The sequence below is a fragment of the Franconibacter daqui genome (assembly GCF_014644275.1).
GTDB classification, from domain to species: domain Bacteria; phylum Pseudomonadota; class Gammaproteobacteria; order Enterobacterales; family Enterobacteriaceae; genus Franconibacter; species Franconibacter pulveris.
In genome coordinates this window covers 109,677-125,764 of sequence record NZ_BMKJ01000002.1, presented here as the reverse complement: position 1 = coordinate 125,764, position 16,088 = coordinate 109,677, and the positions used below count along the sequence as shown (strand labels likewise).

The 16,088-nt window shown below is 56.3% G+C and carries 15 protein-coding genes; 4 read left to right on the top strand and 11 right to left on the bottom strand.

Annotation, left to right across the window (positions count from 1 at the left end):
* The first annotated feature begins 55 nt into the window (after positions 1-55).
* Positions 56-349, top strand: coding sequence for a GIY-YIG nuclease family protein (locus IEX01_RS09920; protein WP_024559305.1), 294 nt, complete (start codon positions 56-58; stop codon positions 347-349).
* Here the strand turns inward: IEX01_RS09920 and IEX01_RS09915 are convergent.
* Entirely contained in the window at positions 346-849 is a 504-nt protein-coding gene (locus tag IEX01_RS09915) for a GNAT family N-acetyltransferase (protein ID WP_024559304.1), read from the bottom strand. The two genes, IEX01_RS09920 and IEX01_RS09915, sit on opposite strands and share 4 nt — an antisense overlap.
* A complete protein-coding gene (ubiT, locus tag IEX01_RS09910) occupies positions 843-1,367 on the bottom strand; it encodes a ubiquinone anaerobic biosynthesis accessory factor UbiT (protein ID WP_024559303.1) in 525 nt (174 codons plus the stop codon). The genes IEX01_RS09915 and ubiT overlap by 7 nt, the downstream gene beginning before the upstream one ends.
* 226 nt (positions 1,368-1,593) lie before the next feature.
* Between ubiT and ubiU the strand changes: the two genes are divergently transcribed.
* The 3 genes from ubiU to IEX01_RS09895 all read left to right on the top strand — a co-directional run bounded on the left by ubiU (position 1,594) and on the right by IEX01_RS09895 (position 4,637).
* Positions 1,594-2,589 (top strand): ubiquinone anaerobic biosynthesis protein UbiU, encoded by a 996-nt coding sequence (gene ubiU, locus IEX01_RS09905; RefSeq protein WP_188723777.1) that lies wholly within the window; start codon positions 1,594-1,596, stop codon positions 2,587-2,589.
* A gap of 10 nt (positions 2,590-2,599) precedes the next feature.
* Positions 2,600-3,478: a U32 family peptidase gene (locus tag IEX01_RS09900; protein WP_024559301.1), complete on the top strand. Its 879-nt coding sequence runs from the start codon at positions 2,600-2,602 to the stop codon at positions 3,476-3,478.
* Positions 3,479-3,629: 151 nt separating this feature from the next.
* The gene (locus tag IEX01_RS09895; protein WP_024559300.1) at positions 3,630-4,637 is read left to right on the top strand and encodes a luciferase-like monooxygenase; all 1,008 of its coding nucleotides are present in this window, start codon (positions 3,630-3,632) and stop codon (positions 4,635-4,637) included.
* Positions 4,638-4,670: 33 nt separating this feature from the next.
* Here the strand turns inward: IEX01_RS09895 and mtr are convergent, their stop codons facing one another.
* From mtr to infB, 9 genes are all read right to left on the bottom strand, one after another.
* The gene (mtr, locus tag IEX01_RS09890; RefSeq protein ID WP_024559299.1) at positions 4,671-5,915 is read right to left on the bottom strand and encodes a tryptophan permease; all 1,245 of its coding nucleotides are present in this window, start codon (positions 5,913-5,915) and stop codon (positions 4,671-4,673) included.
* 144 nt (positions 5,916-6,059) lie between these two features.
* The gene (locus IEX01_RS09885; protein ID WP_188723776.1) at positions 6,060-7,979 is read right to left on the bottom strand and encodes a DEAD/DEAH family ATP-dependent RNA helicase; all 1,920 of its coding nucleotides are present in this window, start codon (positions 7,977-7,979) and stop codon (positions 6,060-6,062) included.
* Positions 7,972-8,052, bottom strand: a complete 81-nt coding sequence (yrbN, locus tag IEX01_RS09880) for a protein YrbN (protein WP_125454242.1) — start codon at positions 8,050-8,052, stop codon at positions 7,972-7,974. Before yrbN ends, IEX01_RS09885 begins: the two co-directional genes overlap by 8 nt.
* A gap of 107 nt (positions 8,053-8,159) precedes the next feature.
* A complete protein-coding gene (gene nlpI / locus IEX01_RS09875; RefSeq protein WP_024559297.1) occupies positions 8,160-9,044 on the bottom strand; it encodes a lipoprotein NlpI in 885 nt (294 codons plus the stop codon).
* Between the two features lie 116 nt (positions 9,045-9,160).
* Positions 9,161-11,299, bottom strand: coding sequence for a polyribonucleotide nucleotidyltransferase (pnp, locus tag IEX01_RS09870; RefSeq protein WP_024559296.1), 2,139 nt, complete (start codon positions 11,297-11,299; stop codon positions 9,161-9,163).
* A gap of 244 nt (positions 11,300-11,543) precedes the next feature.
* Positions 11,544-11,813: a 30S ribosomal protein S15 gene (rpsO, locus tag IEX01_RS09865; protein WP_024552689.1), complete on the bottom strand. Its 270-nt coding sequence runs from the start codon at positions 11,811-11,813 to the stop codon at positions 11,544-11,546.
* A 152-nt stretch (positions 11,814-11,965) separates the two neighbouring features.
* Positions 11,966-12,910: a tRNA pseudouridine(55) synthase TruB gene (gene truB, locus IEX01_RS09860; protein WP_048888009.1), complete on the bottom strand. Its 945-nt coding sequence runs from the start codon at positions 12,908-12,910 to the stop codon at positions 11,966-11,968.
* Positions 12,910-13,311: a 30S ribosome-binding factor RbfA gene (gene rbfA / locus IEX01_RS09855; RefSeq protein ID WP_024559294.1), complete on the bottom strand. Its 402-nt coding sequence runs from the start codon at positions 13,309-13,311 to the stop codon at positions 12,910-12,912. Before rbfA ends, truB begins: the two co-directional genes overlap by 1 nt.
* Positions 13,312-13,376: 65 nt before the next feature.
* Positions 13,377-16,085: a translation initiation factor IF-2 gene (gene infB, locus IEX01_RS09850; RefSeq protein WP_024559293.1), complete on the bottom strand. Its 2,709-nt coding sequence runs from the start codon at positions 16,083-16,085 to the stop codon at positions 13,377-13,379.
* Positions 16,086-16,088: the final 3 nt, after the last annotated feature.

Genomic DNA, 16,088 nt, shown 5'->3' with positions numbered 1-16,088 from the left:
GACTACCACAGCAAAGCGTGGTAAGGTGCGGGCACGGTGACTCTCTCGCATTATTATGACGTTCTGGTTTCTTTATTTGATTCGTACGGCGGATAACCGCCTCTATACCGGCATCACGACTGATGTCGCGCGCCGCTTTACGCAGCACCAGGCGGGGAAAGGGGCGAAGGCATTGCGCGGTAAAGGCGAGCTGACGCTGGTGTTCAGCGCCCTCGTGGGCGACCGTTCGCAGGCGCTGCGCGCGGAGTATCGCATCAAGCAACTGACCAAGCGCCAGAAAGAGGCGCTTGTGGCGGGAAGCGTAGCGTTTGAGGCGCTGCTGCCAGAGCTGCAGACGCCAGCCGATTAGAAACGGTTAAAATGCGTGTGGTATTCCACACGGCCGCTCACGCCGTTGAGCGCATCATCCGCAAGACGATGGACCTGGAAAGCGGCTTCAGCGCCAGGCCAGCGGCAGTGCAAGCCGTAGCGGGCGGCAGGCTCAAAGCCTAAGTGGTTATAAAACGCCGGGTCGCCAAGCGCGACAACCGCCGCGTAGCCAAATTCATTGAGCGAGTCGAGTCCTTCATAAACCAGCTGACGACCAATGCCCTGCCCGCGCCAGGCTTCATCCACCGCCAGCGGCGCCAGCCCGACCCACTGTAGCTCTTCGCCCTCTACCGTCACCGGGCTGAAGGCGACATAGCCGACTACCTGCCCTTCGTCATCGGTAGCGACAAGGCCCAGCGTCAGCTGGCCATCTTCACGCAACTCGCGCACCAACTCCGCCTCTTTATCGCCTTTAAAGGCGCGTTTCAGCAGCGCGTCGATGCCCGGTGCGTCGATGGGAATTTCTACACGAATCAGCATGGCTCACCTATGGAAGTTACATTTGTTTGCGGCGGGGTGTTAAGCCCGGCCTCAACGAAATCCGCCAGTTGCAGCAGCGTGACGCGCAGCGGCTTCGGCATCGCGTCCAGGTCGATAGCGTCCATCAGATTTTTGACGTAAAGCCCAAGCTCGGTATCGCCTTCAATGACCAGACGACGCTGGAAAAAGAGCGTATCCGGATCCTGTTTGCGGGCGGCTATCATCAGCAAATCGGCGGCATCGGCGCGGAACGTCACATCCGCTTTAGCCTCCTGACGCACAATAAGCTTGTTGTCTTCCACCGAGGTATACCATGTCAGGCCGATATCCCGCACCTCGATGCCAAGCCAGCGCGATTCCAGGAAATCCAGTTCACCATCTTCCAGCGCCTGACGAAACTGCCAGCCAAGCAGTTGTTCCAGCACCTGACGCTTGAGGGCAAAAGGCGCCAGTCTCACCGGCGTTCTCATCACAGAAGGGCCAAGCTGAACCAGGCGCGAACGCAGTATATCCAACACGAGCTTTACTCCTTGATAAAAAAGTCCCGTTCATTGTGCCATATCAGGCAGGTGACATAGCGGCTCAAATCAAGCTTTCCACGGGTTTGCGTACCCATTTATAGATGCCATCAATACGCCTTTAACTGCCTCAAATCAAAAATTGTCGCAGGCAGGTTAACTAAAATCCCGCTTCATTAACAATTTTGCTGCACCTCAGCAGCCATCCTACTGGTCAGGAAATCCTATGGAATTGCTTTGCCCTGCCGGCAACCTTCCGGCCCTCAAGGCGGCCATCGAAAATGGCGCGGATGCGGTTTATATCGGCCTGAAAGATGATACTAACGCCCGCCACTTCGCCGGGCTCAATTTCACCGAGAAAAAGTTACAGGAGGCGGTGAGCTTTGTGCATCAGCATCGCCGCAAGCTGCATATCGCTATCAACACCTTTGCGCATCCGGACGGCTATGCCCGCTGGGAACGCGCGGTGGATATGGCCGCGCAGCTGGGCGCCGACGCGCTGATCCTCGCGGATATCGCGATGCTGGAATACGCCGCCACGCGCTATCCCCACGTTGAGCGCCATGTGTCTGTACAGGCTTCCGCCACTAACGAAGAAGCCATTCGCTTTTATCATCGCCACTTTGACGTGGCGCGCGTTGTGCTGCCGCGCGTGCTTTCCATTCATCAGGTGAAACAGCTGGCGCGCGTTACCCCCGTGCCGCTGGAAGTTTTCGCCTTCGGCAGCCTCTGTATTATGGCAGAAGGCCGCTGCTATCTCTCCTCCTGGCTGACCGGCGAGTCGCCCAATACCGTAGGCGCCTGCTCGCCGGCGAAATTTGTCCGCTGGCAACAGACACCTCTGGGTCTGGAATCTCGTCTGAACGACGTGCTGATTGACCGCTATCAGGAAGAGGAAAACGCGGGCTACCCAACCCTGTGCAAAGGCCGTTATCTGGTAGGCGGCCAGCGCTATCACACGCTGGAAGAGCCCACCAGCCTCAATACGCTTGAGCTGCTGCCGGAACTGCTCGCCGCGAACATCGCGTCGGTGAAAATCGAAGGCCGCCAGCGCAGCCCGGCTTATGTCAGCCAGGTGGCGAAAGTATGGCGTCAGGCTATAGATAGCTGCAAGGCGGACCCGAGCAACTATGTCCCGCAGCAGGTATGGATGGACGCGTTGGGCGCAATGGCGGAAGGCGCGCAGACCACCCTTGGCGCTTATCACCGTAAATGGCAGTAAAGGAGCCGTGATGCAATATTCTTTAGGGCCGGTGCTTTACTACTGGCCGAAAGCGACGCTGGAGAGTTTTTATCAGGCGGCGGCGCAAAGCAGCGCCGACGTTATCTATCTGGGCGAAGCGGTCTGCAGCAAGCGCCGTGAAACCAAAGCAGGCGACTGGCTGGCCATGGCGAAAACGCTCGCCGCCAGCGGTAAACAGGTGGTGCTTTCCACCCTTGCGCTGGTGCAGGCGCCCTCTGAGCTCAACGAGCTGAGGCGCTACGTGGATAACGGCGAATTTCTCATTGAAGCCAACGACCTGGGCGCGGTGAATCTCGCCGCCGAGCGCAAATTGCCGTTTGTCGCCGGGCATGCGCTTAACTGCTACAACGCCGTTACCCTTCGCCTGCTGCGAAAACAGGGCATGGTGCGCTGGTGTATGCCGGTCGAACTTTCCCGCGACTGGCTCAGCAACGTGCTCCGTCAGTGCGATGAGCTGGGCATTCGTCACCAGTTCGAGGTTGAAGTCTTAAGCTACGGTCACCTGCCGCTCGCTTACTCCGCCCGCTGTTTTACCGCCCGCTCGGAAGACCGGCCGAAAGATGAGTGCGAAACCTGCTGCATCAAGTATCCGCAGGGACGTCGCGTTGATTCTCAGGAAAACCAGCAGGTGTTCGTGCTCAACGGCATTCAGACCATGAGCGGCTACGTCTACAACCTGGGCAATGAACTTGCTTCCATGCACGGGCTGGTGGACATGGTGCGGCTTTCGCCGATGGGGCATGAGACACTGGCAATGATAGACGCATTCCGGGCGAACGAGTCGGGCGCGGCGCCGCTGCCGCTGACCGAACAGAACGACTGCAACGGCTACTGGAAACGTCTCGCCGGGCTGGCGCTGCAGCCCTGAGAAAAGGCTCGCTTTGTTAACAACGTTCGGCGGTTTTTACTGCAGTATTAAAGTACAGCTTTCTGGCGGCTCGCTGGACAAATCCGCTCCGGCAGCCAGGCTGGAAGAAGACCTTCAATCTGATGACTATGCTGTAACAAAGTGAGCCGTTATGTCTGATAAATCTGTAGTGCCCTTCTCGGTGCTGGATCTCGCGCCGATCCCGCAGGGGTCCACCGCGCAGGACGCTTTTCGCCATTCGCTGGATTTAGCCCGCCTCGCTGAAAAGCGCGGTTATCACCGCTACTGGCTGGCGGAACACCACAATATGACCGGCATCGCCAGCGCCGCCACCTCGGTGCTGATAGGCTACCTGGCGGCGAACACCCAAACGCTGCGTCTGGGCTCCGGCGGCGTAATGTTGCCGAACCATGCGCCGCTGGTGATTGCCGAGCAGTTTGGTACGCTGAATGCGCTCTATCCGGGCCGCATCGAGCTGGGGCTGGGCCGCGCGCCAGGAAGCGACCAGCGCACCATGATGGCGCTGCGCCGCCATATGAGCGCCGATATCGATAACTTCCCACGGGATGTAAATGAGCTGGTGGAGTGGTTTGACGCCCGCGATCCGAACCCGGCTGTGCGTCCGGTGCCGGGCTACGGCTCGAAAATCCCCGTCTGGCTGCTGGGCTCAAGCCTTTACAGCGCACAGCTGGCGGCGCAAATGGGCTTGCCTTTCGCCTTCGCCTCGCACTTCGCGCCGGATATGCTCCTCCAGGCGCTGCACCTCTACCGCACTCACTTCAAACCTTCGGAGCGACTGGAAAAACCGTACGCCACCGTGTGCATTAACATTGTCGCCGCTGACAGCAACCGGGATGCGGAGTTTCTCTTCACTTCGATGCAGCAGGCCTTTGTGAAGCTGCGTCGCGGCGAAACAGGCCAGCTGCCGCCGCCGATTGAAAGCATGGATAGCGTCTGGAGCCCTGCCGAGCAGTACGGTGTGCAGCAGGCGCTCGGCATGTCGCTGGTGGGGGATAAAGCGAAAGTCCGCCACGGCCTGCTTTCCGTGCTGCGGGAGACCGAAGCGGACGAGATCATGGTCAACGGCCAGATCTTCGATCACGACGCGCGACTGCACTCGTTCGACCTGGCGATGCAGGTTCGCGAAGAGCTCCTGTAAAATGCAAAAGAGGCGGTTTCCCCGCCTCTTTTTTTACTGATAGACCGGCAGAAGATTAAAGCTTGAAAGCAGATGCACCATCGCATTGCCCACGCCGAACAGCAGGATAAGCATTATCATTCCCTTGCCGCCCCACACGCGAAAATGGGGACTGCCAAAACGCTTACGAGACGCGCTAGCAAGCAGCGCAGGCACAATAGCGGCCCAGACAGTCGCCGCCAGCCCCGCATAACCAATGGCATATAAAAAACCATTCGGCCAGATAAGTCCGCCCAGCATCGGCGGCGCGAAAGTCAGCAGCACCGTCTTAAAGCGCCCTCGTGGCGAATCATCGAAACCAAACAGATCCGCCAGATAGTCAAACAGCCCAAGCGTAACGCCCAGGAAAGAGCTGGCGACGGCAAAGTTAGAAAAAACAATCAGCAACAAGTCCAGCGAACGGCTGTGCAACACACCGCTTAACGCCCCGACCAGCACGTCGATATTGCCGCCCTGCTGCGCAATGGCGATAAACCCGGGACGCGGAATATTGCCCATTGTCGCCAGCAGCCAGACCACATAAAGCCCCAGCGCAATCAGCGTGCCGCCCGTCAGACAACGAACAATCGTGCGCGGATCTTTTCCATAATATTTCATCAGGCTGGGCACGTTGCCATGATAGCCGAACGAGGCCAGACAGAACGGCAGCGTCATCAGCAGATAGGGCGTGTAGCTGGCGTGCGCCTCGGCGGCATTAAACAGCACAGCGGGCTGAACGTGACCCAACAGGCTGCCGAACGTGAGAAAGAAAGTGATGACCTTGGCGCCAAGCACAATGGCCGTCATCCGGCTTACCGCGCGGGTCGACAGCCAGACGATAAACGCCACCGCCAGCGCGAACAACAGCCCCGCCATCCGCGCCGGAAACGCTATCGCCATTTCACCCAGCGTATGCTGAATAATCGATCCGCTGGCGGAGATGTAAGCATAGGTCAGGATATAAAGCACGAAGGCGACCGAAGCGCCGTTGATGACGTTCCACCCTTTGCCCAGCAAGTCTTTGGTCATCGTGTCGAAGCTTGCCCCGATACGATAGTTAAGGTTAGCCTCAAGCAGCATCAGCCCGGAGTGCAGCATACAAAACCAGGTGAAGCCCAGCGCCAGCAGCGACCAGAAAAACCATGCGCCCGACATCACTACCGGCAAAGAAAACATGCCTGCGCCAATAATGGTGCCAGCGATGATAATAACGCCGCCCCAGATAGAGGGCGTGGCGCGCGTGGTAGCAAGAGTCGACATGGGTATTCCTGTAACTGAACGGCAAAATCGCATGCAGCATTGTACCAGTACATGAGTACGGAGCGGATAAAAAAAGCCCCGATCGTTTTGACCGGGGCTGTCTTATTTACTTTACGCTTTGTCAGCCGCGCTTAACGAGTGGCCTTATGCGTCGCCGAAACGACGGCGACCTGTGGTGGCGCCCTCTTCACGACGCGGACCGCGGCTGCCTTCACGACGCTCACCGCTGAAACGGCCGCCTTCGCGACGTTCACCGGCAAAACGGCTATTGCCGCCTTCGCGACGTTCGCCGCCAAAGCGACGGCCTTCACTGCGGCCGCCTTCACGACCTTCGCCGCCAAAGCTGCGACCGCCCGGACGACGTTCGCCGCGCGGTTGCGCATCGCCCATCAGCTGCATATTCATCGGCTTGTTGAGAATACGCGTGCGGGTGAAGTGCTGCAGAACCTCAGTCGGCATGCCTTTCGGCAGTTCGATAGTGGAGTGCGAAGCAAACAGCTTGATGTTACCGATGTAACGGCTGCTGATGTCGCCTTCGTTAGCGATAGCGCCAACAATATGACGAACTTCAACGCCATCATCGCGACCCACTTCAATGCGGTAGAGTTCCATTTCGCCAGCATCGCGACGCTCGCGTTTCGGACGGTCGCTACGTTCGCCACGCTCACCGCGTTCGCCACGGCGCTCGAAACGATCGTCACGCTCGCGGAATTCACGCTTAGGACGCATCGGCGCATCCGGCGGCAGGATCAGCGGACGTTCGCCCTGCGCCATTTTCAGCAGCGCAGCGGCCAGCGTTTCGATGTCCAGCTCTTCGCCTTCAGCGCTCGGCTGAATTTGCGCCAGCAGGCCACGGTACTGGTCCAGATCGCTGCTTTCCAGCTGCTGCTGAACTTTAGCGGCGAATTTTTCCAGGCGACGTTTGCCCAGCAGTTCTGCGTTCGGCAGTTCCACTTCCGGAATGGTCAGCTTCATGGTGCGCTCGATGTTGCGCAGCAGACGACGCTCGCGGTTCTCAACGAACAGCAGCGCGCGGCCAGCACGACCAGCACGACCGGTACGGCCGATACGGTGAACGTAAGATTCCGAATCCATCGGAATATCGTAGTTCACAACGAGGCTGATGCGCTCAACATCCAGACCGCGAGCAGCCACGTCGGTTGCGATCAGAATATCGAGACGGCCATCCTTCAGGCGCTCCAGCGTCTGCTCGCGCAGCGCCTGGTTCATGTCGCCGTTCAGCGCCGCGCTGTTGTAACCGCTGCGCTCCAGCGCTTCGGAAACTTCCAGCGTCGCGTTTTTAGTGCGCACGAAGATAATCGCCGCATCAAAATCTTCCGCTTCGAGGAAACGCACCAGCGCTTCGTTTTTACGCATGCCGTAAACAGACCAGTAGCTCTGGCTGATGTCCGGGCGCGTGGTGACGCTGGACTGAATGCGCACTTCCTGCGGCTCTTTCATGAAGCGACGGGTAATGCGACGGATAGCTTCCGGCATAGTGGCAGAGAACAGGGCGGTCTGATGACCTTCCGGGATCTCAGCCATAATGGTTTCAACGTCTTCGATGAAGCCCATGCGCAGCATTTCGTCAGCTTCATCCAGAACCAGACCGCTCAGGCGAGAGAGGTCCAGGGTACCGCGTTTGAGGTGGTCAAGCAGACGCCCCGGGGTACCGACAACAATCTGCGGTCCCTGACGCAGGGCGCGCAGCTGCACGTCGTAACGCTGGCCGCCATAGAGGGCCAGGACGTTTACGCCACGCATGTGTTTAGAGAATTCAGTCATAGCTTCCGCAACCTGAACAGCCAGTTCACGGGTCGGAGCCAGTACGAGGATCTGCGGCGCGCGCAGTTCCGGATCAATGTTGTTAAGCAGCGGCAGCGAGAACGCTGCGGTTTTGCCGCTACCGGTCTGGGCCATGCCCAGGACGTCACGACCAGAAAGCAGATGCGGAATACATTCTGCCTGGATCGGGGATGGTTTTTCGTAACCCAGATCGTTAAGGGCTTCAAGGATAGGAGCCTTCAGGCCCAGATCTGCAAAAGTGGTTTCGAATTCAGCCATGTAGTACGAGTGCCTCAATATCAATGGCGGCCAGTCTACATAACTCATCGTGAAATTGATCAGCAAATTTCATTGAAAAGTGTGAACCGGCTCAAAGTAGATGGTTTAACGGAACAAAAAAGCCCTCACCCGCGAAGGTGATGACATTAAAAAATGTTTGGGCTGATAGATGTCCGTCAGCTATTGCTGGTCCGATTCTGCCAGGTCTTCTTGCTCCTGGCCCAAGAGCGCTAATTCCAACAATGCATAACGGTGCTCAACGAAATTGTGTACGTTGTTAGCAACCGCTAACTTGAACAGTGCCGTGGCGCTGTCCTTATCCCCCAGACTTAGGTAGTACTTACCTAAATAGAAGTTGGTTTCACTGAGATGCTCAGCGAGCGAGGTGTTATCCGTTGCGTCTGCCTTCAGGCGCTCCATCAACGTCTTTTCGCTAATGGTGCCAAGGTAGAATTCGACGATGTTCCATCCCCACTGTTCTTTATCCGATTTATCCAGACGCTGTTGCAACGCGGCTTTAGCCTGTTTCTCATCCAGTTTGCTTTCAGCAAGGAAGAGCCACAGACTACGGAAAGGATCATTGGGATCGTCTTGATAAAACGCCAGCAGATCATCTTGCGCTAACCGGTAACGTCCGCCGTAATAGAGGGCGATACCGCGATTTAAATGCGCGTAGTTGTAAGTTGGATCAAGCTCAAGTACAGAATCAAACGCTTCATAGGCAGCATCAAAATTGCCTGCCTGCGTTAAATAAATGCCTAAGTAGTTGAATACTTCAGGCATATCCGGTCGGATAGCCAGCGCTTGCGAAAAATCGTTCCGCGCCAGTGCTCTCAAACCGAGACTATCATACAACACTCCGCGCTCATATAAAAGCTGTGCGCGTTCATCATCGGTTAAAGCCCGACTTGCGAGTATCTGTTCCATACGGGCCAGGATGACTTCTTGCTGCAATGTCGGTTGCAATGGCACCGCGAGGACTTCGCTCTTACGCCAGGCAGAGTTGCTGCATCCTGCCAGCGTTAGAGCTGTCGCAACGAAACACCAGCGCAAAAAAGGCTTCATTTCCTACTCCCGAAGACAACAATTGGATGAACGTCCTGTCCCCCGGCTGCAAACAAGGCGTCCTGCCCGGTAACAAACAGCTCTCCGCATCGCTGCGGAGAGCTAAATGGCAAACCTTATTCGGCTTCCGGCGCAGTCGGTGCTGCAGCGGCTTCCTGAGTCTGCTCAGTTGCTTCTTTAATGCTTAAACGAACACGGCCCTGACGGTCAACTTCCAGGACTTTAACCGGAACTTCCTGACCCATCTGCAGGTAGTCTGTCACTTTCTCAACACGCTTGTCTGCGATTTGAGAGATATGTACCAGACCCTCTTTGCCGCCGCCGATTGCGACAAAAGCGCCAAAGTCGACGATACGGGTCACTTTACCGTTGTAGACGCGGCCCACTTCGATTTCAGCCGTGATCTCTTCAATACGACGAATAGCATGCTTCGCTTTTTCACCGTCAGTCGCTGCGATCTTCACGGTACCGTCATCTTCGATTTCGATGGTGGTGCCGGTCTCTTCAGTTAGCGCGCGAATCACAGAACCGCCCTTGCCGATCACGTCTTTGATCTTGTCCGGGTTAATCTTAATAGTGTGAATACGCGGTGCGAACTGAGAGATATCGCCACGCGGCGCGTTGATTGCCTGTTCCATAACGCCGAGGATGTGCAGACGCGCGCCCTTAGCCTGGTTCAGTGCAACCTGCATGATCTCTTTCGTGATGCCTTCGATTTTGATATCCATCTGCAGCGCAGTGATACCTTCACGAGAACCCGCAACTTTAAAGTCCATATCGCCAAGGTGGTCTTCATCGCCCAGGATGTCAGACAGCACGACAAAGTTGTCGCCTTCTTTCACCAGACCCATCGCGATGCCCGCAACGGCCGCTTTAATCGGCACGCCTGCGTCCATCAGCGCCAGAGAAGCGCCACACACGGAAGCCATGGAGGAAGAGCCGTTAGACTCGGTGATTTCAGACACTACGCGTACGGTATACGGGAAACGGTCCGCCGCAGGCATAACCGCCAGCACACCGCGCTTCGCCAGACGACCGTGACCAATTTCACGACGCTTCGGTGAACCCACCATACCGGTTTCGCCCACGGAATACGGAGGGAAGTTGTAGTGGAACAGGAAGCGGTCGGTACGCTCGCCCATCAGCTCATCGATGTTCTGCGCGTCGCGCTCGGTACCCAGGGTTGCGGTAACCAAGGCCTGCGTTTCGCCACGGGTGAACAGCGCAGAGCCGTGAGTACGCGGCAGTACGCCAGTACGCACATCCAGGCCACGAATCATATCTTTTTCACGACCATCGATACGCGGTTCGCCAGCCAGCACGCGAGAGCGCACAACGTTTTTCTCGATAGCGTGCAGGATGTCGCCCAGCTCGTTCTCGTCAAGCTGCTCGCCTTCCGGCTGCTCAGCCTGCAGCGTAGCGATAACGTCCGCTTTGATGGCGTCAATCTGGCCGTAACGTTCTTGCTTGTCGATGATGCGGTAAGCGTCGCTCAGACGCGACTCCGCCAGGGCTGCAACGCGCGCATTCAGCGCTTCGTTAGCCGCTTCCGGCTGCCAGTCCCAACGCGGTTTACCCGCTTCTTTCACCAGGTCATTGATGTTCTGAATCACAACCTGCTGCTGATCGTGGCCATATACCACCGCGCCCAGCATCTGGTCTTCGCTCAGCAGTTCAGCTTCGGATTCCACCATCAGCACGGCGCTTTCAGTACCGGCAACAACCAGATCCAGTTTGCTGGACTTCAGCTCTTCCTGGGTTGGGTTCAGCACATACTGATCGTTGATATAACCAACGCGAGCGGCGCCAATCGGGCCGTTGAACGGAATGCCGGAGAGCGACAGCGCGGCGGACGCGCCAATCATCGCCACGATGTCCGGGTTAACCTGCGGGTTAACAGAGACGACAGTCGCGATAACCTGAACTTCGTTAACGAACCCTTCCGGGAACAGCGGGCGAAGCGGGCGGTCAATCAGGCGCGCGATCAGCGTTTCGCCTTCGCTCGGACGACCTTCACGACGGAAGAAACCGCCAGGGATACGGCCTGCAGCGTAGGTGCGTTCCTGATAGTTGATGGTCAGCGGGAAGAAATCCTGACCGGGTTTGGCTTTTTTGGCGCCGACAACGGTAACAAATACCGCGGTGTCGTCCATGCTCGCCATAACGGCGGCTGTCGCCTGGCGGGCCATCATACCGGTTTCAAGCGTGACGGTATGCTGACCATACTGGAATTTACGAACGATCGGATTAAGCAAAATTATACCCTTTCTTAATGAACAACAGCACGCCCAAGGCCGTGCTGATTATACCCGACCTTCTTTGCATCCTCGCGACTAATGACAACCCTAATCCGCCTTTGCGGATGAAGCCTCTCATTAGCCGCGCGAACCTCTGCAATGAAGATCATTCTTAGCAACAATACATTAGTTTCCAGAGAATTGCTGCCGCCTGGTCGAAAAAAGGGGCCGTAAAGGCCCCCTTTTCTGAAACTCGCAAGAATTAGCGACGCAGACCCAGACGCTCGATCAGCGCGGTGTAGCGTGCAACATCTTTACGTTTCAGGTAGTCGAGCAGTTTACGACGCTGAGAAACCATGCGCAGCAGACCACGACGGCTGTGGTGATCTTTCTTGTGCTCTGCAAAGTGGCCCTGCAGGTGGTTAATCTGTGCAGTCAGCAGAGCAACCTGAACTTCGGTAGAACCGCTGTCGTTAGCACCACGACCAAACTCAGAAACGATTTTAGCTTTAGCTTCAACGCTTAGAGACATTTTAAAACTCCAAAGTAAAAAGAATGAAAGGATGCCGATCTCTAATTCAGCAATCCCATGTTTAACGTCTGTAAATTGTTAACCAATTTGCACAACGTTAAGCGGCAATATTCTACTCGCCTCCCCTGCTTATCGCAAGGCAAGCCGAAATCCTACGCCGGATATTCAACCACCAGACGGCGCGGCGCTACACGGCCTTCAGCGTCAATTTCACCCATGCCGAGGAACTTACCTTCCTCGCCTTCGGTTACACGTACCAGACCTTCCTGCGGCGCGCCCGTTGTACGTACCGGATTACCATTCTTAAAGTACACAGCTGACGTTAACGGGATATTTACTACCGGATAATCGGCGGCAGGACTGTCCATCGGCATCAGCAGCGGGTCCAACAGTTCGGAAGCTGGAGCCCCCTGCGCCTCTGCCTGCTCGACCAGCGCTTTCAGTTGCTCGAGCGTAACCATCCGATCTATCGGATATTTGCTTACGGCCAGGCGGCGCAGAAAAATCACATGCGCGCCGCAGCCGAGCTTTTCGCCAAGATCATCAATGATTGTACGAATGTAAGTACCCTTCGAACAATGCACTTCCAGCTCCAGCTCATCCCCTTCGTGACGGATAAACAGCAGCTCATAGACGGTAATCGGACGCGGCTCGCGCGGCACTTCTATGCCCTGACGCGCATATTCGTAAAGCGGCTTGCCCTGGTATTTTAGCGCCGAAAACATAGTGGGCACTTGCATCGTATCGCCACGAAAGCTTTCCAGCGCGCTGGCGAGTTGTTCATCGCTGAACGTTACCGGCCGCACTTCCACCACGTTGCCATCAGCATCAGAGGTATCGGTACGCTGTCCAAGGCGAGCGATAACGCGATAACGCTTATCTGAATCGAGCAGATACTGGGAAAACTTTGTCGCCTCTCCGAGGCAAATCGGCAGCATGCCAGTCGCCAGCGGATCCAGCGCGCCAGTATGCCCGGCGCGGTTGGCGTTATAGATGCGCTTTACTTTTTGCAACGCGTCATTGGAGGAGAGCCCCTGCGGCTTATCCAGCAATAACACGCCATGAATATCACGGCCGCGACGACGAGGACGACTCATTACTCCTCCTTGTCGTCGTCCGAGTTAACACGACGCGCTTCGTCGTGCTTAACGACATTTGTCACCAGGTTGGACATGCGCATGCCCTCAACCAGCGAGTTGTCGTAGAAGAAAGTCAGTTCCGGCACGATGCGCAGACGCATAGCTTTACCCAGCAGCGTGCGGATAAAGCCGGAAGCGTCCTGCAACGCTTTAATACCCGCTTTAATAGCGGCTTCATCTTTATCGTTGAGGAAGGTGACATAGACCTTGGCATAAGCCAGATCGCGGGAAACTTCCACTCCGGAAACGGTCGTCATCAGGCCCAGGCGCGGATCTTTGATTTCACGTTGCAGGATAATGGCTATCTCTTTTTGCATCTCCTGCGCTACGCGCTGCGGGCGGCCAAATTCTTTTGCCATAGTTAATTCTCCAGACAAAGCGGGGGGCACCTGGCCCCCCTGATAATGCTGTTGCGCGGTCGCTATCAGGCGATGGTGCGCTGGATCTCAATGACTTCGAAGACTTCGATCATGTCGCCAGTGCGGACATCGTTGTAGTTCTTAACGCCGATACCACATTCCATACCGTTACGGACTTCGTTGACGTCATCTTTGAAGCGGCGCAGGGATTCCAGCTCGCCTTCATAGATAACCACGTTGTCGCGCAGTACGCGGATTGGGTTGTGACGTTTAACCACGCCCTCGGTAACCATACAGCCGGCGATCGCCCCGAATTTCGGTGATTTAAAGACATCACGCACTTCGGCCAGACCGATAATCTGCTGTTTGAGTTCCGGAGAGAGCATGCCGCTCATCGCCGCTTTCACTTCGTCGATCAGGTTATAGATGACGGAGTAGTAACGCAGATCCAGGCTTTCCGCTTCAATCACGCGGCGGGCAGACGCATCGGCACGCACGTTAAAACCAACCAGAATAGCGTTGGACGCAGCGGCCAGAGTGGCGTCGGTTTCGGTGATGCCACCTACGCCGGAGCCGACAATTTTCACTTTCACTTCGTCGGTGGAAAGTTTCAGCAGCGAGTCGGAGATAGCTTCCACAGAACCCTGAACGTCGGCTTTCAGCACGATGTTCACTTCAGACACTTCGCCTTCAGTCATGTTGGCGAACATGTTTTCCAGTTTGGATTTCTGCTGGCGCGCCAGCTTAACTTCGCGGAATTTGCCCTGACGATACAGCGCAACTTCACGTGCTTTCTTTTCGTCGCGAACGACGGTGACTTCATCACCCGCCGCCGGAACGCCAGAAAGGCCCAGGATTTCCACCGGAATGGACGGACCCGCTTCCTGCACTTCCTGGCCTAATTCGTCGCGCATCGCACGCACGCGGCCGTATTCGAAGCCACACAGCACGATATCGCCACGGTTCAGCGTGCCTTCGCGAACCAGAACGGTAGCAACCGGACCACGACCTTTGTCGAGGAAAGATTCAATAACGACGCCGCTCGCCATGCCTTTACGCACGGCTTTCAGTTCTAGCACTTCCGCCTGCAGCAGGATAGCATTCAGCAGGTCGTCAATACCGGTACCCGCTTTCGCAGAAACGTGTACGAACTGGCAATCGCCGCCCCACTCTTCCGGAATGATACCGTGCTGGGAAAGTTCGTTTTTAACGCGATCCGGATCGGCTTCCGGCTTATCGATTTTGTTTACCGCAACCACTACCGGCACCTGCGCCGCTTTCGCGTGCTGGATAGCTTCGATAGTCTGCGGCATTACGCCATCGTCTGCCGCCACAACCAGCACCACGATATCCGTTGCCTGCGCACCACGCGCACGCATCGCGGTAAACGCGGCGTGGCCCGGGGTATCCAGGAAGGTGATCATGCCGTTGTCGGTCTGTACATGGTACGCACCGATGTGCTGGGTAATGCCGCCCGCTTCGCCAGACGCCACTTTAGTAGAGCGGATGTAGTCAAGCAGAGAGGTTTTACCGTGGTCAACGTGACCCATAATGGTCACAACCGGCGCACGCGGCTCAGCCTGAGCCCCAGTATCGCGGTCGCTCATTACCGCTTCTTCCAGTTCGTTTTCACGACGCAGGATAACTTTGTGACCCATCTCTTCAGCAACCAGCTGCGCGGTTTCCTGATCGATAACCTGGTTGATGGTCGCCATGGCGCCCAGCTTCATCATCGCTTTGATGACCTGAGAGCCTTTCACCGCCATTTTGTTCGCCAGTTCGGCAACGGTGATGGTTTCGCCAATCACAACGTCACGGTTAACAGCCTGCGCAGGTTTCTGGAAACCTTGCTGCAGAGAGCTGCCTTTACGCTGTTTTCCGCCTTTACCGCCGCGAACTGCTGCACGCGCTTCTTCACGATCGGCTTTAGATTCGGAATGTTTGTTGCCTTTCTTCGGGCGCGGCGCTTTAGCAGTGCGACCACGACCGCGACCACCTTCTACTTCACGGTCATTATCATCTTCAGCCTGGCGAGCATGCTGTGACGTAGTGACGTGATAGTCGCTGGTATCTTCCGGCTCGCTGGACTCTTCCCAACGATTGGCATTCTCTTCCGCCATGCGACGTGCCTCTTCTGCTACGCGACGGGCGTTTTCTTCGAGTTTACGACGCGCCTCTTCCTCAGCTTTACGCTTAAGCTCAAGGGCTTCCGCTTCACGGCGGGCTTTTTCCGCCTGAGCGCTTTTGGTCACTTCGTCAGATTGTTGATTGCTCACTTTGCTCGTTTCCGCAGCTTCGCGTTTCGCCTTATCAGCAGTTTCGCGTTTAGCCTGTTCTTCAGCTTCGCGCTTCGCTTTTTCGGCGGCTTCACGCTTCGCTTTTTCCTCTGCCTCACGTTTGGCAGCTTCCTCTGCTTCACGACGGGCATTCTCTTCCGCCTCACGCTTCGCCTGTTCTTCCGCGGCGAGACGTTCAGCCTCCAGCGGATCACGTTTTACAAAGGTGCGTTTTTTGCGGACTTCGATCTGTACCGATTTACTTTTCCCACCGGTACCCTGAATATTTAGTGTACTGCGCGTTTTGCGCTGCAACGTCAATTTATCTGGCCCTGAACCATGTTCGCGGTTCAGGTGCGCCAGTAAAGTTTGTTTCTCTTGCGCTGTCACAGAATCATCAGCCGACTTCGGGATCCCTGCATCAGCGAATTGCTGTACCAGGCGGTCCACGGAGGTCTGAATCTCTGCGGCCAGCGCTTTTACGGTTACATCAGTCATGCT

What these genes read in the sequence shown, in the direction of transcription:
- IEX01_RS09920 (WP_024559305.1), top strand. Translation starts at nt 56, where the DNA reads ATGACGTTCTGGTTTCTTTATTTGATTCGTACGGCGGATAACCGCCTC.
- IEX01_RS09915 (WP_024559304.1), bottom strand. Translation starts at nt 849, where the DNA reads ATGCTGATTCGTGTAGAAATTCCCATCGACGCACCGGGCATCGACGCG.
- ubiU (WP_188723777.1), top strand. Translation starts at nt 1,594, where the DNA reads ATGGAATTGCTTTGCCCTGCCGGCAACCTTCCGGCCCTCAAGGCGGCC.
- IEX01_RS09900 (WP_024559301.1), top strand. Translation starts at nt 2,600, where the DNA reads ATGCAATATTCTTTAGGGCCGGTGCTTTACTACTGGCCGAAAGCGACG.
- IEX01_RS09895 (WP_024559300.1), top strand. Translation starts at nt 3,630, where the DNA reads ATGTCTGATAAATCTGTAGTGCCCTTCTCGGTGCTGGATCTCGCGCCG.
- mtr (WP_024559299.1), bottom strand. Translation starts at nt 5,915, where the DNA reads ATGTCGACTCTTGCTACCACGCGCGCCACGCCCTCTATCTGGGGCGGC.
- IEX01_RS09885 (WP_188723776.1), bottom strand. Translation starts at nt 7,979, where the DNA reads ATGGCTGAATTCGAAACCACTTTTGCAGATCTGGGCCTGAAGGCTCCT.
- yrbN (WP_125454242.1), bottom strand. Translation starts at nt 8,052, where the DNA reads ATGAAATTTGCTGATCAATTTCACGATGAGTTATGTAGACTGGCCGCC.
- nlpI (WP_024559297.1), bottom strand. Translation starts at nt 9,044, where the DNA reads ATGAAGCCTTTTTTGCGCTGGTGTTTCGTTGCGACAGCTCTAACGCTG.
- rpsO (WP_024552689.1), bottom strand. Translation starts at nt 11,813, where the DNA reads ATGTCTCTAAGCGTTGAAGCTAAAGCTAAAATCGTTTCTGAGTTTGGT.
- truB (WP_048888009.1), bottom strand. Translation starts at nt 12,910, where the DNA reads ATGAGTCGTCCTCGTCGTCGCGGCCGTGATATTCATGGCGTGTTATTG.
- rbfA (WP_024559294.1), bottom strand. Translation starts at nt 13,311, where the DNA reads ATGGCAAAAGAATTTGGCCGCCCGCAGCGCGTAGCGCAGGAGATGCAA.
- infB (WP_024559293.1), bottom strand. Translation starts at nt 16,085, where the DNA reads ATGACTGATGTAACCGTAAAAGCGCTGGCCGCAGAGATTCAGACCTCC.